A 20,611-nucleotide genomic window follows, 5' to 3' on the forward strand; every position below is an offset into this window, starting at 1 on the left:
ACGCCAGTCAGACCGTCTTTTCCGGCCACCTACAGAGATCGTTGATCAGGCATACCTCGCAGCGCGGCTTGCGCGCGAGGCAAGTATAGCGGCCATGCAGGATCAGCCAATGATGGGCATGCAGCATGAACTCGGCGGGGATTACCTTTTCGAGACCGAGCTCGACCTCCAGTGGCGTCTTGCCAGGCGCGAGGCCGGTCCGGTTGCCGACGCGGAAGACATGCGTGTCGACCGCCATGGTGTGCTCGCCGAAGGCCATGTTGAGCACGACATTGGCGGTCTTGCGCCCGGCACCCGGCAACGACTCGATGCCGGCGCGCGTACGCGGCACCTCGCCGCCGAACTCGCTGAGCAGCTTCGCCGACAGCCCGATCACGTTCTTCGCCTTGGTGCGGTAGAGGCCGATGGTCTTGATGTACTCGCGCAGGCGTTCCTCGCCGAGGTCGAGCATCTTCTGCGGCGTGTCGGCGATCGCAAACAACGCACGCGTCGCCTTGTTGACCCCAGCATCGGTCGCCTGCGCCGACAGCACCACGGCGACCAGCAGCGTGAACGGATTGACGTGCTCGAGCTCGCCTTTCGGCTCCGGGTTGGCCTTGCGGAAACGGCTGAAGGCCTCGTGGACCTCGGGCGGCGTCCAGGGCTTCAGGGCCTTAAGCGATTTCTTCGCGGGTCCGTTCGGTTTGGCCGCGACCGGCTTTGCCTTTTTCTTCGGCACGGACGTTTTACGCGGGACCGGCTTGCGGGTGATTTTCGCCATGATCGGGATATACTGAGGGACGATGACCACAGGCAACGAAATTGAGCGCGAACGATCCGGAAGCGAGGCCGAACCTCAGATCTTTTCCGCGCGCCTGACGCCGCACCGCTCGCTGAACCGCACCGGCTTCCTCGCCGTGATGCTGTTCCTGAGCGCCGTCAGCTTCGTCACCGGCCTCGTCTTCCTGATGATGGGCGCTTGGCCGGTGTTCGGCTTCTTCGGCCTCGATGTGCTGGTGATCTGGTGGGCCTTCAAAGCCAATTTCCGCGCGGCGCGGGCCAGCGAGGAGATCGTGGTCACACCATCTGAATTGCGCGTGCGGCGCGTCAGCCAGCACGGCCAGGTGGTCGAGTGGACCTTCAACCCGCTCTGGGTCCGTCTCGACATGGAAATCGACGAGGATTTTGGCATCGAGCACCTCTATCTGATCTCGCGAGGTCACCAGATCCAGATCGCCCGCTTCCTGGGACCGGACGAAAAGGCAAGTTTTTACAAAGGCTTGGTTGAGGCGTTAAATGCCGCCCGGCGGGGTCCGACCTACAATCCGATCGCCTGATTTGCGGATCGGAAATCGGGTGGTTTCGCACCCCGCCCTCTCCTACATTTCCAATCATGATGACACTCGCGATACATGACCAGCGCCTGGCCGGGCCGGGCACCCAGAACGCCGCGATGCGCGACTATGATTCCGTGCGCCGGGCGATCGCCTTCATCTCCGAAAACTGGCGCGCACAGCCGACCATCGAGGCGATGGCGGATGCGGCCGGCGTCACGCCGGACGAGCTGCACCATCTGTTCCGCCGCTGGGCCTCGATCACGCCGAAGGCTTTTATGCAGGCGCTCACGCTCGATCACGCCAAGGGCTTGCTCAGGGACTCCGCGAGCATCCTCGACGCCGCGCTTGATTCCGGTCTGTCGGGTCCGGGCCGGCTGCACGATCTCTTCGTCACCCATGAGGCGATGTCGCCGGGCGAATGGAAGAACGGCGGCGCGGGGCTCATCCTGCGCTACGGCTTCCATCACTCGCCGTTCGGCACCGCGATCGTGATCGCGACCGATCGCGGATTGTCGGGACTCGCCTTCGCCGATCCCGGTGAGGAACAGGTGGCGCTCGCCGACATGACGCGGCGATGGCGCAATGCAACCTATGTCGAGGATCACGAAGGCACCGCGCCCTTGGCGCAGCGCATCTTCGACACAAAACTGTGGCGGCCGGACCAGCCGCTGCGCGTGGTGATGATCGGCACCGATTTCGAGGTCCGGGTGTGGGAGACGTTGCTGAAGATCCCGATGGGCCGCGCGGTGTCCTATTCGGACATCGCCTGCAACATCAACAGCCCGAAAGCCTCACGCGCCGTCGGCGCTGCCGTCGGCAAGAACCCGGTGTCGTTCGTCGTGCCCTGTCATCGCGCGCTCGGCAAGAGCGGCACGCTCACCGGCTATCACTGGGGCATCACCCGTAAGCAGGCGATGCTGGGCTGGGAGGCCGGGCAGCTGGGGATGCAGTAGATTCACATTGTCGCCCCGGCGAAGGCCGGGACCCATACCGCGTAGTCTATCGTTGGAGGGTGGTGCTAGTCCCACGCGAAGACACGATAACAGCAAGTCTTCGCAAAACCTCTCGCTGTGGTTATGGGTCCCGGCCTTCGCCGGGACGACACTGAGTCTTGACGTTACGATGCCAGATCCAACTTCGAGGCCACCGTCGAATCCGCATTGAGGCGGTAGATGATCGGCACGCCGGTGGCGAGCTCGCGCTTCAAAATCCCTTCGGGCGAGAGCTTTTCCAGCACCATGATCAGCGCGCGCAGGGAGTTGCCGTGAGCCGCAACCAAAGTGCGCTTGCCGTTGAGCACGCCGGGCAGGATCTCCTGCACGTAATACGGCAGCGCGCGCGCGAGCGTGTCCTTCAGGCTTTCGCCGCCGGGCGGCGGCACGTCGTAGGAGCGGCGCCAGATCAACACCTGGTCCTCGCCCCATTTCTTGCGGGCGTCGTCCTTGTTGAGGCCCGAGAGATCGCCATAGTCGCGCTCGTTCAGCGCGAGGTTCTTCGTCGTCGGCAGGCCCTTCTGATCGAGCTCGCCGAGAATGAGATCGAGCGTGTGCTGTGCGCGCGTCAACACCGAGGTGTAGGCAAGGTCGAACACGAGGCCCTGCGCCTTCAGCTTGCGGCCGGCTTCCGAGGCTTCCTTCACGCCGAGTTCGGTGAGGTCAGGATCCTTCCAGCCCGTGAACAGGTTCTTCAGATTCCATTCGCTCTGGCCGTGCCGCACCAGCACGAGAAGACGTTCGCTCATTGACTGCTTTCCGTTTCGTTCGTTGTTCAAGCATGATCTTGTCGGAAAATCGCTTCACACTTTTCCGGATCATGCTTCACATGTCAGACAGGCCGAGCACGTCGGCCATGGAGTAGTGCCCCGGCTTCTTGCCATGCGCCCAGAGCGCGGCCTTCAGCGCGCCGTGGGCGAACAGCATGCGATCCTCCGCGTGATGCGACAGCGTCAGGCGCTCGAACGGGCCGAGGAAGCTCACGCTGTGATCGCCGGCCGCGGTGCCGCCGCGCAACGACGCAAAGCCGATATCGCCGGGCTTGCGCGCGCCGGTGATGCCGTCGCGGCCGCGATCTGCATGCTCGTCGAGCGCGATGCCGCGGCCGCTAGCTGCCGCCTGGCCCAACATCAGTGCCGTGCCCGAGGGCGCGTCGATCTTCATGCGGTGATGGGTTTCGACGATTTCGATATCGAAGCTCTCGTCGAGCGCCTTGGCGACGCGCTTGACCACGGCGGCGAGCAGATTGACACCCAGGCTCATATTGCCGGACTGCACCACGACGGCGCGGTTGGTGACGCTCTTGATCACGGCGTTGTCGGAGCCCGACAGGCCCGTCGTTCCGACCACGTGCACGAGGCCTCGCTCGGCGGCGATCGCGACATTGGCCAAGGTCGCCGCGGGCACGGTGAAATCCAGAATGCCGTCGGCGTCCTTTGACAACGCCCAGAGATCGCCGGAGAGTTTGATGCCGTTGGCCGGCAGGCCTGCGAGCACGCCGGCATCCTTGCCGAGCAGCTCCGAGCCCGGTGCCTCCAGCGCGCCGGCCAGCACCGCGCCTTTGCTTTCGGCAATCGCCCGCGTCAGCGCCCGGCCCATCCGGCCGCCGGCTCCAGCAACAATCAAGCGCATGTCGGACATGGTGCGATCCTCTCACGGTCGTTGTAGCGGGGGGAGGCAGTTCCGGCAACCGAGGGGCAAACGCCACCGTCATGCCCGGGATTGTCCCGGGCATCCACGAACGGCCACGCATATGAGACCGAAGACGTGAATGGCCGGGTCAGGCCCGGCCATGACGGAGCTGAGCGCGCCTCAGCCGTCTGACGGCTGCGGGCCGTCATAGCCCTCGATGATGATGAGGTCGGCGACGGAGTGCGGCTGGCGCACCTTGATGTTGGCTTGGTATTCCGGCGAGTTGTAGCAGGCGATCGCGGTCTCGTAATCCGGGAATTCGATCACGACGTTGCGGGTGCGGCTGGCGCCTTCGACGGTGGTGAACTTGCCGGCGCGGACGACGAAGCGGCCACCCCATTTCTTGAAGATCGGACCATTGGCGACGGCATAGGGCTTGTAGCCCTCGTCGCTGCTCACATCGACGCGCCCGATCCAGTAGCCTTTTGCCATTGTTCTTCTCCCTGTGTTGTTGATTAGCCGAGCGCTTGCGCGATCTCGGCCTGGATGGCCTCGGCAATCGCCTTGGGGTCCGTGGCTTCCACCACCGGCCGACCGACGACGAGGTGGTCCGCGCCGGCCGCAATCGCGCGGCCCGGCGTCATGATGCGTTTCTGGTCGCCGCTCGCCGCGCCGGCCGGCCGGATGCCGGGGGTGACGAGGCTCATCTGGTGGCCGACGATCTTGCGCAAGGCTCCGACTTCTTCGGGCGACGATACCAGCCCGTCGATGCCGAGCACCTGCGCCTGCTGCGCGCGCGCTTCGACGAGCTCGGAGACGCCGAGCCGGAAGCCTGCCGCGTGCAGATCGTCCTCGTTGTAGGACGTCAGAACAGTGACGGCGAGGATCTTCAGGTTCGAGCTGCCGCGACCTTCGACGGCACCCTTCATGGTCTGCGGATAAGCGTGCACGGTGAGGAAGGTCGCGCCGAGTTTGGTGATGCTGTCGACGCCTTGCGCCACGGTGTTGCCGATGTCGTGCAGCTTGAGATCGAGAAAGACCTTCTTGCCCTTGTCGACGAGCTTGCCGACCAGCGGCAAGCCGCCGGCATAAGCCAGCCGATAGCCGATCTTGTAGAAGGTGACGCTGTCGCCGAGCCGGTTGACCATCGCTTCCGCGGCATCAACGCTGGGAAGATCGAGCGCGACGATCAGGCGGTCTTTCGGGGCAATCTCGGCTGGCGTCATGTCACCTCACATCATGCGTTGGGAAATGTCGATCAACTGCCGCACCAGTTCCTTCAACGCGGCGATATCGCCCTCGTGCTTCAGCCTGTCCATATCGTCATAGGCCTGGTCGGCAAAGGCGAGCGTGAGCTGGCTGGCAATCACATTGGCGTGGCAGGAGGTCAGGATCAGCCGCAGCGCCTGCAGCGCGCGAGCCGCGCCAAGCCGGCTCTGCGAGGCGCCGGCGAGTGCGAAGACACGGTTGCGGAACACCTCGCCACGGGGCTCGTGCAGCTCATGCACGCGGCTGACCCAGTCGATCGCGTTCTTCAGCAGCGGCGGCACCGAGGCGTTGTATTCGGGCGAGACGATCAGCACGCCGTGATGCGCGCCGATCATGCGCTTGAGATTGATCGCGTGCTTGGGCACACCCGACTTGGCCTGCAGATCGCCGTCATAGATCGGCAGCGGAAAATCGGCGAGCGAGATGCGGGTGACGTCGACGCCGGCCTGGTCGAATGCATAGGCGGCGACCGCTGCCAGCTTCGCATTATGCGAGCCGGTCCGCAGTGAGCCGGGAATGATCAGGATTTTCGGTGCGGACATCCGCTTCCATGCGTTCGGCGAAACGAGCCCGCCACGCAAACAGGAATGCCGGCGGAATTAGTCCTTGCGATACACCCAGACGCGGGCCGGCGGAAGGTTCATCCAGATCCGTTCCGAGGCCTCTGTGGACACGCCGGGCAGCGATTTCGGAATCGGCGGCACCACCGCATAGGTGAACTGGACGAAGGGCGCACCGGGCGCCAGCGCCGTGAAGGCGTCGCGAATGAGCCGCAGCCGCGTCAGCATCGGTTTTGTGACCAGCGGGAGGCCAGAGACGACCGCGGAGGCCGGCGCGCTCAGCACGTTCCAGAGCGTGTCGCGCAGGCGATAGGCATCACCCTGCACCACCTTGGCCTGCGGATAGCGGTCGCGCAGCAGGGCGCAGAAGCCTGGATTGTATTCGACTAGGACGAGGCGCTTCTGGTCGACGCCGCGCTCGACCAGGGCCGAGGTGATGGCGCCGGTGCCGGGCCCGAGCTCGACCACCGGTGCGTCCGAATTGACGTCGACGTAGTGGGCCATGGTCCGGGCCAGCAGCTTGCCCGACGGCATCACCGCGCCCATGTGGAGGGGCTTTTCGATCCATGACCGGAGAAAACGCACCTCGTCATCGAGACGGGGCTTCTTCAACGCACGCGCGGACGATGGCAATGGCATGTCGGGACCGGCCGGGACCGCGTGACCGCGGCGTGTCAGAAAATGGTCATAAAGACGTATAGGCCGAAGGCGGCACGGTCAAGACGCGTCAACTCGCGCGATTACCGAAGAAATCCTTGACCTTGGTGAAGAAACCCTCGGATTCCGGCTGGGTGTTGCCGGAGGAGAGTTTTTCGAACTCGGCCAGCAATTCCTGCTGCTTCTTGGTGAGATTTTGCGGCGTCTCGACCACGACCTGAACATACATGTCGCCCATCTGGCGCGAGCGCAGCACCGGCATGCCTTTTGATGCGATGCGGAATCGGCGGCTGGACTGGGTCCCCGCGGGGACCTTCACCTTGGTCTTGCCCTTCTCGATGGTCGGCACCTCGAATTCGCCGCCAAGCGCCGCCGTCACCATCGAGATCGGCACACGACAATGCAGATCGGCGCCGTCGCGTTGGAAGAACTGGTGCTGGGCCAGCGACAGGAAGATGTAGAGGTCGCCGGGCGGGCCGCCGCGGACCCCGGCCTCGCCCTCTCCGGCGAGCCTGATCCTGGTGCCATCCTCGACTCCAGGGGGAATGTTGACCGACAGATTCCGCTCGCGGGTGACACGCCCCTGACCCGAGCAGGACGGGCAGGCGTCTTCGATCATCTGGCCGCGCCCCTGGCAGCCCGGACAGGTGCGCTCCAGCGTGAAGAAGCCCTGCGACTGCCGTACGCGTCCGGCGCCGCCGCAGGTCGAGCAGGTCTTCGGCTTGGTGCCGGCCTTGGCTCCGATGCCCGAGCAGGCTTCGCAGGTGACCGAGACCGGGATCTCGATCTGCGCGGTCTTGCCGCCAAAAGCTTCCTCGAGCGTGATTTCCATGTTGTAGCGCAGGTCGGCGCCGCGCTCGCGGCCGCCACGGCCGCCGCGCTGTCCAGCCATGCCGAACAAATCTTCGAAAATGTCGGAAAAGGAGGAGGCGAAGCCCGCGCCGAAACCGGGGCCGCCACCGCCGCCGCCCTGCTCGAAGGCGGCATGACCGAAACGGTCATAGGCGGCGCGCTTGTCCTTGTCTTTCAGGACCTCGTAGGCTTCGTTGATTTCCTTGAATTTGACTTCGCTGGTGTCGTCCCCGGGATTGCGGTCGGGGTGAAACTTCATCGCCAGCTTGCGGAACGACGATTTCAGGACGGAATCGTCGGCATCGCGTTCGACTTCGAGGGTTTCGTAGTAGCAGCGCTTGGTGGACGTGGACATGATGAGCTCAGTCTATCCGATCGCGATTCAAGTCGGAGCGAAGCAACGTCGCCATGCAACGATATAGGCAGCCTTCCGCCTCGCGGCAGAGGATTGCACGGCAGCATTCAGAATAACGGCTGGGAATTGATCGATCGTAACGGGGCCGATTTTAGCAAGGCCTTGCCCCGTCGAGCCCGACACGATGGCCTCCCCCGCGAGGGAGGAGGCCGTTGGCGCGTGTGGGGTCCAAGCCGTCCGCATCATCACCCTCGCGGGGTTCAGGCGGACTTCTTGTTGTTCTTGTCGTCGTCGACTTCGGTGAACTCCGCGTCGACGACGTCGTCCTTGGCCGCATCCTTCTTGGCGTCGGCCTCGGCCTGCTGCTTGTACATGGCCTCGCCGAGCTTCATCGACGCCTGGGCCAGCGTTTGGGTCTTGGCCTTGATGGCTTCGGCATCGTCGCCCTTCAGCGCTTCCTTGAGGTCGCTGACCGCATCCTCGATCGCGCGGCGCTCGGTCTCCGCGACCTTCGAACCGTGCTCGGCCAGTGCCTTCTCGGTCGAATGCACCAGTCCATCCGCGTCGTTCTTGGCAGTCACGGCCTCGCGGCGCTTCTTGTCCGCCTCGGCATTGGCCTCGGCGTCCTTGACCATCTTCTCGATGTCGGCTTCCGACAGACCGCCGGAGGCCTGGATGCGGATCTGCTGCTCCTTGGACGTGGCCTTGTCCTTGGCCGAGACGTTGACGATGCCGTTGGCGTCGATGTCGAAGGTCACCTCGATCTGCGGCATGCCGCGCGGGGCCGGCGGAATGCCCATCAGGTCGAACTGACCGAGCATCTTGTTGTCGGCCGCCATTTCACGCTCGCCCTGGAAGACGCGGATGGTGACCGCGTTCTGGCTGTCCTCGGCGGTCGAGAACACCTGGCTCTTCTTGGTCGGGATCGTGGTGTTGCGGTCGATGATGCGGGTGAACACGCCGCCCAGCGTCTCGATGCCCAGCGACAGCGGGGTCACGTCGAGCAGCAGCACGTCCTTGACGTCGCCCTGAAGCACGCCGGCCTGGATCGCGGCGCCGATCGCCACGACTTCGTCCGGGTTGACGCCCTTGTGCGGCTCCTTGCCGAACAGCTGCTTCACGACTTCCTGGACCTTCGGCATGCGCGACATGCCGCCGACCAGCACCACTTCGCCGATCTCGGCGGCGGTGAGGCCGGCATCCTTCAGCGCCTTGCGGCAGGGCTCGACGGTCTTCTGGACGAGGTCATCGACCAGCGCCTCGAACTTGGCGCGGGTGAGCTTCATCGTCAGATGCTTCGGGCCGGTCTGGTCCGCGGTGATGAAGGGGAGGTTGATTTCGGTCTGCGTCGTCGACGACAGCTCGATCTTGGCCTTTTCAGCAGCTTCCTTCAGGCGCTGCAACGCGAGCTTGTCGTTGCGCAGGTTGATGCCCTGCTCCTTCTGGAATTCGTCGGCCAGATAGCCGACCAGGCGCATGTCGAAGTCTTCGCCGCCGAGGAAGGTGTCGCCGTTGGTCGACTTCACCTCGAACACGCCGTCGCCGATTTCGAGAATCGAGATATCGAACGTGCCGCCCCCGAGATCGTACACGGCGATCGTGCCGGTCTTGGTCTTGTCGAGGCCATAGGCGAGCGCGGCCGCGGTCGGCTCGTTGATGATGCGCAGCACTTCAAGGCCCGCGATCTTGCCGGCGTCCTTGGTCGCCTGGCGCTGGGCGTCGTTGAAGTAGGCGGGCACGGTGATGACGGCCTGGTCGACCTTCTGGCCCAGATGGGCTTCGGCGGTCTCCTTCATCTTCTGCAAGATGAACGCCGAGACCTGCGAGGGCGAGTAGGTCTGGCCGTCGGCCTCGACCCAGGCGTCGCCGTTGGAAGCCTTCACGATTTTGTACGGAACGAGCTTCTTGTCCTTCTCGACCATCGGGTCGTCGTAGCGGCGGCCGATCAGGCGCTTCACTGCGAAGAACGTACGCTCTGGATTGGTGACGGCCTGGCGCTTGGCAGGCTGGCCGACGAGGCGCTCACCGTCGTCCGTCACGGCGACGATCGAAGGCGTCGTGCGCATGCCTTCGGAATTCTCGATGACTTTGGCGTTCTTGCCATCCATTACGGCGACGCACGAATTCGTGGTGCCGAGGTCGATCCCGATGACCTTTCCCATGGTCCTGTATCCTTGTTTTTGCGGCAGGTTGGCTGGGCCCAGAAGGCACCCGAACCGAAACCCCCTAAGATCAAACATTCGCGATATTGCGATGGTTGACGCTCATATAGGAGGGGGGGAGGGGCCCGCAAGGACCGAACGCAAGTTTCGGCCGTGAAAACATTGGGTTTTGGAAGATCATATCCGGGCTGAACCCGCCTTGCGGGTGAGGAATTATTAACAGGTCCCGCGATCGGCCGGCATCCGCTACCGCGTTCCGCCCTGCCCTGTTGCGGCAAGACCAAACCCGCTAAAAGGCGGGCGGCCGAGCGGGCTCGTCATCTGGCTGCGTCGCGCGACAAAGCGGCCCGGTGGCCGACCATCGAACGGCCTCAATGTGAACCAATCAGAGTGCCCATGAAGCTGATCCGCCCCCTTGCTGCGCTCGCCCTCCTCGTTGCCTCTGCGCTTCCGGCTCTGGCTGCCGACGCCGTTTTCCCACCGGGCTTGCACCTCGGCATGGTGCCATTGGTCGGTCTCAACACGGCCAAGACCTTTCCCGGCTTCGAGAGCGAGGACGGCAACGTCAAGGTGCTGATCACAGAACTGCCGCCGGCGGCCTATGGCGAGGTCGTGAGCGCCTTCAACTCCAATCCAGCCGGAGCCAACGGCGTCAAGCAGGACAAGATCGAGACGCCCGCGGGTCTTGCCTATTTCACGACCGAGAGCGGCAAGGCCGGCGAGACCCCGGTGCGGCGCTATTCGATGATCGTGCCGGGGGCCGGCTTCTCCGGCTATGTCGCGGTGCAGATTCCAGAGAATGCGATCAAGATCTACACCGACGAGGCGGTGCGGCAGATGTTTGCGAGCGTCGTCACCCGCAAGCAGGTCTCGGCCGAAGAGCAGATCGCGCTGATGCCGTTCAAGATCACCGATCTCGCCGACTTCAAGGACGTCCGCACGCTGGCGCCGGGCTCGAGCATCATCCTGGCCGACGGCGACGAGAGCTCCGGCTATGAATCGAAGCCATTCATCATCCTCGGCGTGATTGGCGCCACCCCGCAAGCCGCCGACGACCGCGCCCGCTTCGCCCAGGAGGCGGCGCTCCAGATTCCCGGCGTGCGCGAGTCGCGCGTCACCATGTCCGAGCCGATCCGCATCAGCGGCCAGCAGGGTTTCGAGACCCGGATCGACGGCGTCAGCGGCAAGGACAAGACGCCGGTGACCGTGGTGCAGTGGATCCGCTTCAGCAGCGGCGGCGCCTCGCTGCGCATCATCGCCAGCGCCCCGCGCGAGCAATGGCCGGCCGCCTTCACCCGCTTCCGCGCGGTCCGCGACGGCATCCAGCCGAAGGGCTAGCCCGACACTCATCGTCGTCCCGGCGAAGATATCCGGTCAGCAGCCCAACGACTCACCAAAGCCGGCTGCATTTTCGGGCTTCTGTTCGTATACGAACGGAACTAGGCTCCCCTTCCGTTGAGTTCATCCTGGAGGGAGGCGAATGATGCTGGATCGGCGACAAGTTTTGGCGGCGCTCGGGACGAGCGCGCTCGTGGCGCTCGCGCCAACCGCGATTCTGGCGGCCACATCGATCAAGCCGGACGATGCATCCGCGCTGCTCGTGATCGACGTGCAGAATTGCTTCCTGCCCGGCGGCAGCCTTGCCGTGAAGGAAGGCGAGCAGGTGGTGCCGGTCATCAACAAGATCTCGAAAGCGTTTTCGAACGTGGTGATGACGCAAGACTGGCACACCCAAGGCCATGTTTCCTTCGCATCAGTCCACGCCGGCAAGAAGCCGTTCGAGACCGTCGATCTTCCCTACGGCAAGCAGGTGCTGTGGCCCGACCATTGCGTGCAGGGCACCGACGGCGCCGCGCTGTCGAAAGACCTTGCGATCCCGCACGCCGAGCTCATCATCCGCAAGGGTTTTCACAAGGACGTCGACAGCTATTCGGCCTTCCTCGAAGCCGATGGCAAGACCTCGACCGGCCTTGCCGGCTATCTGAAGGGGCGCAAGATCAAGCGCGTCTTCGTCGCGGGGCTGGCGACGGATTTCTGCGTGGCCTGGACCGCGCTCGACGCGCGCAAGGCGGGCTTCGAGGTCTATGTGGTGGAAGACGCCTGCCGCGGCATCGACAATCAGGGTTCGCTCGCAAAGGCCTGGGCCGATATGGCCAAGGCCGGCGTGAAGCGGATTCAGTCCGCGGATATCGCGGCGAGCGCGTAAGAGGCGCGACCGAACTGCAAGACCTCATCCTGAGGAGCGCGCTTCTTAGCGCGCCTCCTCAGCATGAGGATCGATCAGTTCGCCGCGCCGTTCGGCTCGTTGCTGTTGGCGGGCGCAGCCTTGGCGCCGCCCTTGGCGACACCGACCAAGGCAGGACGCAGCACGCGCTCGCCGATGGTGTAGCCGGCCTGCATGACCTGCACGACGGTGCCCGCGGGCACCGATGCATCGGGCACCTCGAACATCGCCTGCTGGAAGTTCGGGTCGAACTTCTGGCCCAGGGGGTCGAACTTCTTCACGCCGTGTTTTTCCAGCGCGCTGAGCAGAGAGCGCTCGGTCAGTTCGACGCCCTCGATCAGCGAGGCGAGGCCTGCATCGGCCGCCGCACGGGCCTCGGCCGGAACGGCATCGAGCGCGCGCTGGAGGTTGTCGGCGATGTCGAGCACGTCGCGGGCAAAGCCCGTGACGCCGTAGAGCTTGGAGTCAGCGACCTCCTTGGCAGTGCGCTTGCGCAGATTCTCCATCTCGGCCAGCGTCCGCAGCATGCGGTCGCGCGCCTCGGCGACTTCCTTCTGCAGAAGCTCGACCGAGCCCGGCTCGGGATCGTCGGGCATGATGTAGGGTTTTGACACCACGGGCTCGCCGGCCGCAGCACTCGTGTCTTCGGGTTGCCGGTCTCGATCGGTCATCGGCTCTCTTTTCGCATTCATCTCAGGGGGTTTCTGGCCCGGATATCGTGCTTCGGGCGCCGAAAATCAAGCGCCCGTGATCGGGGGAGACGCCGGTCAGCCCCCCAGGAGCCGGCTGACGATGCGGGCAGCGTAGTCCACGGTCGGGATCACGCGGGCATAATTCAGCCGCGTCGGCCCGATCACGCCCAAAACGCCGACGATATGGCCGGCAGCGTCCCGATAGGGCGAGATGATGGTGGACGAGCCCGACAGCGAGAACAGCTTGTTCTCACTGCCGATGAAGATCCGCACGCCTTCCGCAGTCTCGGCCCGCCCGAGCAGGTCGATGACCCCGCGCTTGGTCTCGAGATCGTCGAACAGCAGGCGAACGCGCTCGAGATCCTCCAGCGCATGCAAATCCTCGAGCAGATTGGCGTGACCGCGGACGATGAGCTGCCGATCCTCGTTCTCGCCGCCCGACCAGCTGGCAATCCCGGCCGAGATCACCTTATGCGTCAGCTGATCGAGCTCGGTGCGCGCCTCTCCGAGCGCGGTCTCGAGCTCCAGCCGCGCCTCGGCCAGGGTCCGGCCCCGGATCCGCGCATTGAGGAAGTTGCCGGCTTCGGTCAACGCCGAGGATGGAACTCCCGGCGGCAGCGTCAAAACGCGGTTTTCGACCTGCCCGTCCTCGCCGACCAGGATCACCAATGCCTTTTCCGGTTCCAAGCGGACGAATTCGATATGTTTCAGCCGCGCATTGGATTTCGGCGTCAGCACGACCGCGGCAGCGCGGGTCAGGCCGGAGAGCCGCGTCAATGCCTCCTCGAGCGCAGCCTCCACCGATTGCGCGTGGCCCACGGAGGTCAACTGGCTCTGGATCGCCTGCCGTTCACTGTCATTGAGGTCGCCGACCTGCATCAGGGCATCGACGAAGAAGCGCAGGCCGAGTTCCGTCGGCAGCCGGCCGGCGGAGGTGTGCGGGGCGTAGATCAAGCCGAGCTGTTCCAGGTCGGCCATGACGTTGCGGACGGAAGCGGGCGACAGCGGCATGGCGATCAGGCGAGAAATATTGCGCGAGCCCACCGGCTCCCCGGTCGCGAGGTAGCTTTCGACGATTTGACGAAAGATGTCGCGGGAACGCTCGTTGAGCTGGGCGAGGCCCGCGCGCGGCGCGATCAGATGGATCGGATCGTGATGGGCCACAGACCGTAACTCCTCTCAGATACAGGTAATTTGTCTATCCTTGGGGCTTCTGACAAGCGTGGCGTTCGCGGATTGAAAATCGGGGGTGAATAAGGCCTCGATCTTCCCCCTTGCCGCCCACCCTCACCCCCCCTACAAGCACCGCCAACAGCCCTTTTCCGAGAGTTTTGGAGGATTTCCCATGCGGCCAAGCCGCCGTGCGCCCGACGAATTGCGCCCCGTGACGCTGGAGCGCGGCGTGGTCAAATATGCGGAAGGCTCGTGCCTGGTGAAATTCGGCGACACCCACGTGCTGGTCACCGCCACGCTGGAAGACCGCCTGCCGCCATGGCTCAAGGGCCAGGGCCGTGGCTGGGTCACCGCCGAATACGGCATGCTGCCGCGCGCGACCTCGGAACGCACGCGCCGCGAGGCCTCCGCAGGAAAGCAGAGCGGCCGCACCGTCGAAATTCAGCGCCTGATCGGCCGCTCGCTTCGGACCATCATCAATCTCGAAGCGCTCGGTGAGCGCCAGATCACGGTCGACTGCGACGTGCTCCAGGCCGACGGCGGCACCCGCACAGCCTCGATCACCGGCGCCTGGGTCGCCCTCGCCGATTGCATCACCTGGATGAAGGCGCGCAACATGGTCAAAGCCAATGTGTTGCGCGACAACGTCGCCGCGATCTCCTGCGGCATCTACAAGGGCACGCCCGTGCTCGACCTCGACTATGCCGAGGACTCCGAAGCCGATACCGACGCCAATTTCGTCATGACGGGCGATGGCCGCATCATCGAAGTCCAGGGCACCGCGGAACGCGAGCCGTTCACGGAAGCCGAGTTCCTGGCGCTGATGGCGCTGGCGCGCAAGGGCGTGGCGCGTCTCGTGGACTTGCAGAAACTGGCGGTAGCGTAGTCAATAGGCCGATGCATCGCCGAATCACCGGAAAGCTCGTCATCGCGACCCATAATCCCGGCAAGCTCGCCGAGATGAAGGAGCTGCTCGCGCCTTACGGCATCGAGGCGGTGTCGGCCGGCGAATTAGGCCTTCCGGAGCCGGAAGAGACCGGAAAGGATTTCCGCAGCAACGCCGCGATCAAGGCGATCGCGGCAGCGCGGGCGACGAAGCTGCCGTCCTTCGCCGATGATTCCGGCATCGTGGTCGACGCGCTCGACGGCGCGCCCGGCATCTACTCGGCGCGCTGGGCCGGGCCGAACAAGGATTTTGCCGCGGCGATGGCGCAGATCGAACGGCTGTTGCAGGAGCGCGGCGCGACCACGCCCGCCAAGCGCAAGGCGCATTTCGTTTCCGCGCTCTGCGTCGCATGGCCCGACGATCATCTCGAAGAGGTCGAGGCGCGCGTCGACGGCACGCTGGTGTGGCCGCCGCGCGGCACCGCCGGCTTCGGCTACGACCCGATGTTTTTGCCCGACGGCCATAGCCGCACCTTCGGCGAGATGGAGAGCATCGAGAAGCACGGCCTGCCGCCGCTCGGTCTCGGCCTGTCACACCGTGCCCGCGCCTTCGTGAAACTGGCGGAGATCTGCCTTGAGCCGCGCTAGAGCGTTTTCGAGCGAAGTGGATACCGGTTCGCGCCAGGAAAACGCGTCAAAACAAGAATCCGAAGCCTTCGGCGTCTACGTGCACTGGCCGTTCTGCCTGTCGAAGTGCCCCTATTGCGACTTCAACAGCCATGTCCGCCACGCCGCGATCGACGAGGCGCGCTTTGCGTCGGCTTTCGCGCGCGAGATCGCTGCGACCGCCGAGCGCGCGCCCGGCCGCGAAGTCACCTCGATCTTTCTCGGCGGCGGCACACCCTCGCTCATGCAGCCTGCAACCGTCGGCGCTGTGCTCGATGCCATCGGCAAGCACTGGATTGTGGCGAAAGACGTTGAAGTCACGCTGGAGGCAAACCCGACCAGTGTCGAGGCTACGCGCTTCGCGGGCTATCGCGCCGCCGGCGTCAATCGCGTCTCGCTCGGCGTGCAGGCGCTCGACGATGCCTCGCTGAAGGCGCTGGGTCGCATGCACAGCGCGCGCGAGGCCCTCGACGCGGTCGCCATCGCGCGCCGCTCGTTCGATCGTTATTCGTTCGACCTGATCTACGCCCGTCCCGACCAGACGCCGGCGATGTGGGCCGATGAATTGCGTCTCGCAATCGAGGAGGCGGCCGAGCATCTGTCGCTCTATCAATTGACGATCGAAGAGGGCACGCCGTTCTTCGGCCTGCATCAGGCCGGCAAGCTGAAGACGCCGGATGAAGCAGTCGCCCGCGCGCTCTACGACGTCACGCAGGAGACCTGCGACAAGCTCGGCCTGCCCGCCTACGAGATTTCAAATCACGCGCGGCGCGGCGCCGAGTGCCGGCACAATCTGGTCTACTGGCGCGGCGAGGAATACGCAGGCATCGGCCCCGGCGCCCACGGTCGGCTCGACATCGACGGTATCAGGCACGCGACCGCCACCGAGAAGCGTCCCGAAGCCTGGCTGATGCGGGTCGAGACCAATGGCCACGGCGTCGTCACCGACGATCTCCTCAACAGCGAGGAGCGCGCCGACGAATTTTTGCTGATGGGGTTGCGCCTCGTCGAGGGCATCGACCCCGAGCGCTACCGCGCGCTGTCAGGCCGCTCGCTCGATCCGAAGCGCATCACGCTGCTGCGCGAAGAAGGCGCGATCACGGTGGATGCAACCGGCCGCCTGCGCGTGACCAGCAGCGGTTTTCCGGTGCTGGACGCGGTGGTCGCCGATCTCGCGGCGTAAGGTCTCTCCATCGTCGTTCTGGCGAAAGCCAGGACGACGTCGAGGAAACAGCTACGCTCCAAAACTCTTCGGCGAGCCCGCCACCGCAACGCCGCCGCCGGTCGTGACCTTCATCACCGCAAGGCCCCGCTCGTTGGTGCCGTCGGCGCGGAAGCGGAACAGGCCGTCGATGCCGGCGAATCCGGAAGGATTGGTGAGCACGTCGGACGAGAAGCGCGTGGTGCCTTGCGTGCGCGCCAGCGCGGCGACGAGGGCGACGGCATCATAGGCGAGCGTGGCCGTACGGATCGGCTCGGCGCCGTATTTGGTGCGATAGCGGCCGGAGAAGGCGCGGAAGCCGGCCGGATCGGGCGCGGCGTAGAGGCCGCCCTGCAAGCTTGAGCTGGCATAGACGCGCGGACTGTCCCACAGGCCGGTGCCGAGCAGCTGGATATTGCGCAGATTCGCACCCGCCGCGCTCATTGCATCGGCGACCGAGACGACGGCGTCGCCATCATCGGCGATGAACAGCGCATCGGCGCTGCCGAGCTGCTGCGCCACGGTCCGGGCCGGCGTGGCGCGATCGGCGCCGTATTTCTCGAACGCGACGATGCGCCCTCCGCGGCGCGGCACCGCCGCCTTCACCGCGGCCTCGACCACGTTGCCATAAGCATTGTCGGGCACTAGCACGGCGACCGAGCGCTTTCCGATGCTGGCGGAATATTCGACGATGCGGTTGACGTCGGACTCCGGCAGGAAGCTCAGGAGATAGACACCGCGGCCGGCGATGCTGGAATCGGTCGAGAACGCCATCACCGGGATGCCGCGCGTGCGCGCGATCTGCGCCACTGCAGGTACCGATTGCGCGAACAGCGGACCCAGGATGATCTCGGCGCCTTCGTCGACCGCCTGCTGCGCACTGGCCTGCGCGCCCTGCGGGCTGCCATTGTCGTCCTTGATCAGGAGCTGGATGTTGGGATTCTGGAACTCGGCCAGCGCCATCTCGGCGGCATTGCGCATCGACTGCGCGGCGAGGCCGGCATTGCCCGATGCCGAGAGCGGCAGGATCACGGCAACCTTCACCCCGCCGGTGCCGGCCGTCGTCGCCTGCTGCGGCTGGCCGGCCGGCTGGGCCGGAGGCGGGGAGGAGCTGCTGAACGGATTGGAGAACTGGCTCAGGCTCTGCTGCACGCCGGCGCAGGCCGACAGCAGCGGCGCGCCGAGCAACAGGCCGAGCGCGCTTCGCCGGGTCGCCCCTGATATCAGGGGCCCCTGAACGGGAGACTCCTCCGGAGAGGAATATCTGGGATCACGCGGGCCCGTCATGACAGTTTCTCTTCTGACCGACCGTCGCCAGCCGCTCACGATATTCTCCACGACACCAGTCGTGAATTCAGGCATATTGTCGGCAAATAGTTAACTCAAACAAAAGGATAATGCCCGCTTAACGCGGCTTCCTCTCAAGTTCTGGCTAGCTGTCCGCCGTCCGTCACCAAGCATCAAGGCGGCGTTTCCGCCGCGAATATGGCGCTGACGCTTCATTCCCTGGGGAATGTGATGCCGAATGGATCACATTCCAGTCCTTGCCTCGCCCCTTGCCCAGGCACGATCTTTTTCCGGGGACCGGTTCCCAGCCCCGGGGATCATGCCTAAGTTCGTCTGATTATGCGCGCAAAGCCGTCCCCGATAAATACACCTGAGACTACGGAGCCCGCCTCGCGCGGTTTCTCCATCGACGCCCATCGGCTTGTCGCGCCGAAGGCCGCGCCTGGCCTGCACCTGGTCGCGACCCCCATCGGCAATCTCGGCGACATCACGCTGCGAGCACTGCAGACCCTCGCCGGGGTCGATGTCATCGCCTGCGAGGACACCCGGATCACGCGGCGTTTGACCGAGCGCTACGACATCTCCGCGCAGCTCAAGCAGTATCACGAGCATAACGCGGAAGCGGCCCGTCCAAAAATCCTGGAGCGGCTTTCGCAGGGCGGCTCGATCGCGCTGGTGTCGGACGCCGGCACGCCGCTGATCTCGGACCCCGGCTACAAGCTGGTGCGCGAGGTCTGCGCCGCCGGCCACGCCGTCTACGCGCTGCCCGGCCCGTCCTCGGTGCTGGCGGCGCTGTCGGTCGCAGCGCTGCCAACCGACCGCTTCTTCTTCGAAGGCTTTCTGCCTTCCAAATCAGCCGCGCGGAAGTCGCGCCTGGCCGAGCTTGCGCGCATCGATGCGACGCTGGTGATGTTCGATTCCGGCAACCGCGTGCAGGACACGCTCGCCGAGCTCGCCGAGATCATGGGGACCCGTGAAGCCGCGATCTGCCGCGAGCTGACGAAACTGCACGAGCAGATTTCGCGCGCGACGCTGCGTGAGCTGGCGCTTGGTGCCGACACGCTGGAGACGCGCGGCGAATTCGTGCTGGTGATCGCTCCGCCTGCGGCCGATGCCGAGATGCTGACATCGGACGCGCTCGACGACCTCCTGCGCGAGCAGCTCGCTGCGAACAGCGTCAAGGATGCGGTCGCGCATGCGGTCGCGCTCTCGGGCCGGCCGCGCCGCGAGGTCTATGCCCGCGCGCTCGAGCTTGCCAAAGATCTGCGGGGCGGCGATGGCGAAGACTGAGACGCCGGCGGAACCGAAAATCGCCTCACCCGAGCGTATCGCCGCGTTTCGCACCGGCATCTCCGCGGAAAGCCGCGCCGCGGCCTATCTCATGGCCAAGGGCTACCGCATTCTCGCCAAGCGCTTCCGCACGCCGCATGGCGAGATCGACATCGTGGCGCGCCGCCGCAATTTGATTGCCTTCGTCGAGGTCAAGGCGCGCGCGACCCTGGACGACGCCGCCTTCGCGGTGACGCCGCGCCAGCAGCAGCGCATCATCGACGCCGCGCAAGGCTGGCTCGTTGCGCATCCCGAGCATGCGGAATTTGAAATGCGATTCGATGCCATGCTAATTGCGCCGCGGTCACTTCCACGCCATGTGTTGGCGGCATTCGACGCCTCGACCTGAAAGGCAGACCATGAAACTGAACGTCGCCGTCCAGATGGACCCCATCGCCCGCATCAACATCAAGGGCGATTCCACCTTTGCGCTGCTCCTGGAGGCGCAGAAGCGCGGCCATGGTCTGTCCTATTACACGCCCGACAAGCTCTCGATGGTCGGCGAGGAGATCGTCGCTCCGGTTCAGCTGCTCACCGTGCGCGACGAGCCCGGCAATCATTTCACCCTGGGTGAGCCCAGGCGCGAGGCGCTCAACGGCTTCGACGTGGTGCTGCTCCGCCAGGATCCGCCGTTCGACCTCGCCTACATCACCTCGACGCACCTTCTCGAACGCATCCATCCGAAGACGCTCGTCGTCAACGACCCCGCTTCGGTGCGCAACGCGCCGGAAAAGCTGTTCGTGATGAACTTCCCGCAGCTGATGCCGCCGACGCTGATCTCGCGCGACCTCGACGAGATCAACGCATTTCGCGACAGGCACGGCGCCGTGGTCATGAAGCCGCTGCACGGCCATGGCGGCGCGGCGGTGTTCCGCGTGATGCCGCAGGACATGAATTTCGGCTCGCTGTTCGACATGTTCTCGGTGACGTTCAAGGAAGCCTGGGTGATCCAGCAGTTCATCCCCGAGGTCAAGCACGGCGACAAGCGCATCATCCTGATCAACGGCGAGTTCGCCGGCGCGGTGAATCGCGTGCCGGCCGCCGACGACCTCCGCTCCAACATGGTGCGCGGCGGCGCGGCGCAGGAGACCGAGCTCACGCCGCGCGAGCGCGAGATCTGCGCCACCGTCGGCCCGGCGCTGCGCGAGCGCGGGCTGTTGTTCGTCGGTATCGACGTCATCAACGGCAACCTCACCGAGATCAACGTGACCTCGCCAACCGGCATCCGCGCCATCGCGCGCCTCGGCGGACCGGACGTTGCCGCAAAACTCTGGGACGTGATCGAGCAGAAGCGGGCGAAGTAACCGCGTTTGTATGACCGCGTTCTTGTAGTCGGCGATCTCTCCCGCGTCGTCCCGG

Annotated in this window: 22 protein-coding genes; 10 read left to right on the plus strand and 12 right to left on the minus strand. The window is 65.0% G+C overall.

Going from position 1 to position 20,611, the window contains the following annotated elements:
* Positions 1-7: 7 nt before the first annotated feature.
* Positions 8-760 carry an endonuclease III gene (gene nth, locus IVB45_RS37000; RefSeq protein WP_247357383.1) on the minus strand — a complete coding sequence of 251 codons (753 nt, stop codon included), beginning with the start codon at positions 758-760 and terminating at the stop codon, positions 8-10.
* Between the two features lie 22 nt (positions 761-782).
* Between nth and IVB45_RS37005 the strand changes: the two genes are divergently transcribed.
* Together IVB45_RS37005 and IVB45_RS37010 are read left to right on the plus strand one after the other, a co-directional pair.
* Positions 783-1,316 carry a DUF2244 domain-containing protein gene (locus IVB45_RS37005; RefSeq protein WP_247285061.1) on the plus strand — a complete coding sequence of 178 codons (534 nt, stop codon included), beginning with the start codon at positions 783-785 and terminating at the stop codon, positions 1,314-1,316.
* 56 nt (positions 1,317-1,372) lie between these two features.
* Entirely contained in the window at positions 1,373-2,269 is an 897-nt protein-coding gene (locus IVB45_RS37010) for a bifunctional helix-turn-helix domain-containing protein/methylated-DNA--[protein]-cysteine S-methyltransferase (RefSeq protein WP_027566209.1), read from the plus strand.
* A 164-nt stretch (positions 2,270-2,433) separates the two neighbouring features.
* Here IVB45_RS37010 and IVB45_RS37015 read toward each other — a convergent pair whose 3' ends face one another.
* The 8 genes from IVB45_RS37015 to dnaK all read right to left on the minus strand — a co-directional run bounded on the left by IVB45_RS37015 (position 2,434) and on the right by dnaK (position 9,795).
* Positions 2,434-3,057 carry a 2,3-bisphosphoglycerate-dependent phosphoglycerate mutase gene (locus IVB45_RS37015; protein WP_247357382.1) on the minus strand — a complete coding sequence of 208 codons (624 nt, stop codon included), beginning with the start codon at positions 3,055-3,057 and terminating at the stop codon, positions 2,434-2,436.
* A 76-nt stretch (positions 3,058-3,133) separates the two neighbouring features.
* The gene (gene dapB / locus IVB45_RS37020) at positions 3,134-3,949 is read right to left on the minus strand and encodes a 4-hydroxy-tetrahydrodipicolinate reductase (protein ID WP_247357381.1); all 816 of its coding nucleotides are present in this window, start codon (positions 3,947-3,949) and stop codon (positions 3,134-3,136) included.
* A 171-nt stretch (positions 3,950-4,120) separates the two neighbouring features.
* Positions 4,121-4,432: a DUF1330 domain-containing protein gene (locus tag IVB45_RS37025; protein WP_027566211.1), complete on the minus strand. Its 312-nt coding sequence runs from the start codon at positions 4,430-4,432 to the stop codon at positions 4,121-4,123.
* Between the two features lie 23 nt (positions 4,433-4,455).
* Positions 4,456-5,166: an orotidine-5'-phosphate decarboxylase gene (gene pyrF / locus IVB45_RS37030; RefSeq protein ID WP_247357380.1), complete on the minus strand. Its 711-nt coding sequence runs from the start codon at positions 5,164-5,166 to the stop codon at positions 4,456-4,458.
* Between the two features lie 6 nt (positions 5,167-5,172).
* Complete coding sequence (locus IVB45_RS37035) at positions 5,173-5,751, minus strand: NAD(P)H-dependent oxidoreductase (RefSeq protein ID WP_007604013.1); 579 nt, start codon at positions 5,749-5,751, stop codon at positions 5,173-5,175.
* 57 nt (positions 5,752-5,808) lie between these two features.
* A complete protein-coding gene (locus IVB45_RS37040) occupies positions 5,809-6,408 on the minus strand; it encodes an rRNA adenine N-6-methyltransferase family protein (RefSeq protein WP_007598495.1) in 600 nt (199 codons plus the stop codon).
* An 88-nt stretch (positions 6,409-6,496) separates the two neighbouring features.
* The gene (dnaJ, locus tag IVB45_RS37045) at positions 6,497-7,633 is read right to left on the minus strand and encodes a molecular chaperone DnaJ (protein WP_027566214.1); all 1,137 of its coding nucleotides are present in this window, start codon (positions 7,631-7,633) and stop codon (positions 6,497-6,499) included.
* Positions 7,634-7,893: 260 nt separating this feature from the next.
* On the minus strand, positions 7,894-9,795 hold the full coding sequence (dnaK, locus tag IVB45_RS37050) for a molecular chaperone DnaK (RefSeq protein ID WP_027566215.1): 1,902 nt from the start codon (positions 9,793-9,795) through the stop codon (positions 7,894-7,896).
* A 396-nt stretch (positions 9,796-10,191) separates the two neighbouring features.
* On the opposite strand from dnaK, the gene IVB45_RS37055 reads away from it, so the two are divergent.
* Positions 10,192-11,133 carry a hypothetical protein gene (locus IVB45_RS37055; protein WP_247357379.1) on the plus strand — a complete coding sequence of 314 codons (942 nt, stop codon included), beginning with the start codon at positions 10,192-10,194 and terminating at the stop codon, positions 11,131-11,133.
* Between the two features lie 145 nt (positions 11,134-11,278).
* A complete protein-coding gene (gene pncA, locus IVB45_RS37060) occupies positions 11,279-12,001 on the plus strand; it encodes a bifunctional nicotinamidase/pyrazinamidase (RefSeq protein ID WP_027566217.1) in 723 nt (240 codons plus the stop codon).
* Positions 12,002-12,075: 74 nt separating this feature from the next.
* Here the strand turns inward: pncA and grpE are convergent, their stop codons facing one another.
* Positions 12,076-12,690, minus strand: a complete 615-nt coding sequence (grpE, locus tag IVB45_RS37065; protein WP_007598484.1) for a nucleotide exchange factor GrpE — start codon at positions 12,688-12,690, stop codon at positions 12,076-12,078.
* A 96-nt stretch (positions 12,691-12,786) separates the two neighbouring features.
* Positions 12,787-13,875 carry a heat-inducible transcriptional repressor HrcA gene (hrcA, locus tag IVB45_RS37070; protein WP_007598483.1) on the minus strand — a complete coding sequence of 363 codons (1,089 nt, stop codon included), beginning with the start codon at positions 13,873-13,875 and terminating at the stop codon, positions 12,787-12,789.
* Between the two features lie 181 nt (positions 13,876-14,056).
* Here hrcA and rph point away from each other — a divergent pair, with 181 nt between their 5' ends.
* From rph to hemW, 3 genes are read left to right on the plus strand one after another with little or no spacing between them, the layout of a single operon-like run.
* Positions 14,057-14,770, plus strand: coding sequence for a ribonuclease PH (rph, locus tag IVB45_RS37075; protein WP_027514789.1), 714 nt, complete (start codon positions 14,057-14,059; stop codon positions 14,768-14,770).
* Positions 14,771-14,781: 11 nt separating this feature from the next.
* Entirely contained in the window at positions 14,782-15,417 is a 636-nt protein-coding gene (rdgB, locus tag IVB45_RS37080) for an RdgB/HAM1 family non-canonical purine NTP pyrophosphatase (protein WP_247357378.1), read from the plus strand.
* Positions 15,418-15,433: 16 nt separating this feature from the next.
* Positions 15,434-16,618 (plus strand): radical SAM family heme chaperone HemW, encoded by a 1,185-nt coding sequence (hemW, locus tag IVB45_RS37085; RefSeq protein WP_247358100.1) that lies wholly within the window; start codon positions 15,434-15,436, stop codon positions 16,616-16,618.
* A 51-nt stretch (positions 16,619-16,669) separates the two neighbouring features.
* On the opposite strand, the gene IVB45_RS37090 is transcribed toward hemW, so the two are convergent.
* Complete coding sequence (locus IVB45_RS37090) at positions 16,670-17,923, minus strand: penicillin-binding protein activator (RefSeq protein ID WP_247357377.1); 1,254 nt, start codon at positions 17,921-17,923, stop codon at positions 16,670-16,672.
* A 339-nt stretch (positions 17,924-18,262) separates the two neighbouring features.
* On the opposite strand from IVB45_RS37090, the gene rsmI reads away from it, so the two are divergent.
* The 3 genes from rsmI to gshB are packed head-to-tail and all read left to right on the plus strand — an operon-like array spanning position 18,263 to position 20,556.
* Complete coding sequence (gene rsmI / locus IVB45_RS37095; protein WP_247357376.1) at positions 18,263-19,213, plus strand: 16S rRNA (cytidine(1402)-2'-O)-methyltransferase; 951 nt, start codon at positions 18,263-18,265, stop codon at positions 19,211-19,213.
* On the plus strand, positions 19,200-19,601 hold the full coding sequence (locus IVB45_RS37100) for a YraN family protein (RefSeq protein WP_027514794.1): 402 nt from the start codon (positions 19,200-19,202) through the stop codon (positions 19,599-19,601). Before rsmI ends, IVB45_RS37100 begins: the two co-directional genes overlap by 14 nt.
* 10 nt (positions 19,602-19,611) lie before the next feature.
* Positions 19,612-20,556: a glutathione synthase gene (gshB, locus tag IVB45_RS37105; protein ID WP_027566221.1), complete on the plus strand. Its 945-nt coding sequence runs from the start codon at positions 19,612-19,614 to the stop codon at positions 20,554-20,556.
* The last annotated feature ends 55 nt before the right edge of the window (positions 20,557-20,611 follow it).

It is taken from the genome of Bradyrhizobium sp. 4 (assembly GCF_023100905.1).
In the GTDB taxonomy this organism is placed as follows: Bacteria; Pseudomonadota; Alphaproteobacteria; order Rhizobiales; family Xanthobacteraceae; genus Bradyrhizobium.

Bases quoted from the DNA above. Each gene is read 5' to 3' on its own strand.
- IVB45_RS37025 (WP_027566211.1), bottom strand. From the start codon at position 4,432: ATGGCAAAAGGCTACTGGATCGGGCGCGTCGATGTGAGCAGCGACGAG.
- grpE (WP_007598484.1), bottom strand. From the start codon at position 12,690: ATGACCGATCGAGACCGGCAACCCGAAGACACGAGTGCTGCGGCCGGC.
- IVB45_RS37010 (WP_027566209.1), top strand. From the start codon at position 1,373: ATGATGACACTCGCGATACATGACCAGCGCCTGGCCGGGCCGGGCACC.
- dapB (WP_247357381.1), bottom strand. From the start codon at position 3,949: ATGTCCGACATGCGCTTGATTGTTGCTGGAGCCGGCGGCCGGATGGGC.
- gshB (WP_027566221.1), top strand. From the start codon at position 19,612: ATGAAACTGAACGTCGCCGTCCAGATGGACCCCATCGCCCGCATCAAC.
- IVB45_RS37005 (WP_247285061.1), top strand. From the start codon at position 783: ATGACCACAGGCAACGAAATTGAGCGCGAACGATCCGGAAGCGAGGCC.
- IVB45_RS37040 (WP_007598495.1), bottom strand. From the start codon at position 6,408: ATGCCATTGCCATCGTCCGCGCGTGCGTTGAAGAAGCCCCGTCTCGAT.
- pncA (WP_027566217.1), top strand. From the start codon at position 11,279: ATGCTGGATCGGCGACAAGTTTTGGCGGCGCTCGGGACGAGCGCGCTC.
- nth (WP_247357383.1), bottom strand. From the start codon at position 760: ATGGCGAAAATCACCCGCAAGCCGGTCCCGCGTAAAACGTCCGTGCCG.
- dnaK (WP_027566215.1), bottom strand. From the start codon at position 9,795: ATGGGAAAGGTCATCGGGATCGACCTCGGCACCACGAATTCGTGCGTC.
- rph (WP_027514789.1), top strand. From the start codon at position 14,057: ATGCGGCCAAGCCGCCGTGCGCCCGACGAATTGCGCCCCGTGACGCTG.
- IVB45_RS37055 (WP_247357379.1), top strand. From the start codon at position 10,192: ATGAAGCTGATCCGCCCCCTTGCTGCGCTCGCCCTCCTCGTTGCCTCT.
- IVB45_RS37015 (WP_247357382.1), bottom strand. From the start codon at position 3,057: ATGAGCGAACGTCTTCTCGTGCTGGTGCGGCACGGCCAGAGCGAATGG.
- IVB45_RS37100 (WP_027514794.1), top strand. From the start codon at position 19,200: ATGGCGAAGACTGAGACGCCGGCGGAACCGAAAATCGCCTCACCCGAG.
- rsmI (WP_247357376.1), top strand. From the start codon at position 18,263: ATGCGCGCAAAGCCGTCCCCGATAAATACACCTGAGACTACGGAGCCC.
- pyrF (WP_247357380.1), bottom strand. From the start codon at position 5,166: ATGACGCCAGCCGAGATTGCCCCGAAAGACCGCCTGATCGTCGCGCTC.
- IVB45_RS37035 (WP_007604013.1), bottom strand. From the start codon at position 5,751: ATGTCCGCACCGAAAATCCTGATCATTCCCGGCTCACTGCGGACCGGC.
- dnaJ (WP_027566214.1), bottom strand. From the start codon at position 7,633: ATGTCCACGTCCACCAAGCGCTGCTACTACGAAACCCTCGAAGTCGAA.
- rdgB (WP_247357378.1), top strand. From the start codon at position 14,782: ATGCATCGCCGAATCACCGGAAAGCTCGTCATCGCGACCCATAATCCC.
- IVB45_RS37090 (WP_247357377.1), bottom strand. From the start codon at position 17,923: ATGACGGGCCCGCGTGATCCCAGATATTCCTCTCCGGAGGAGTCTCCC.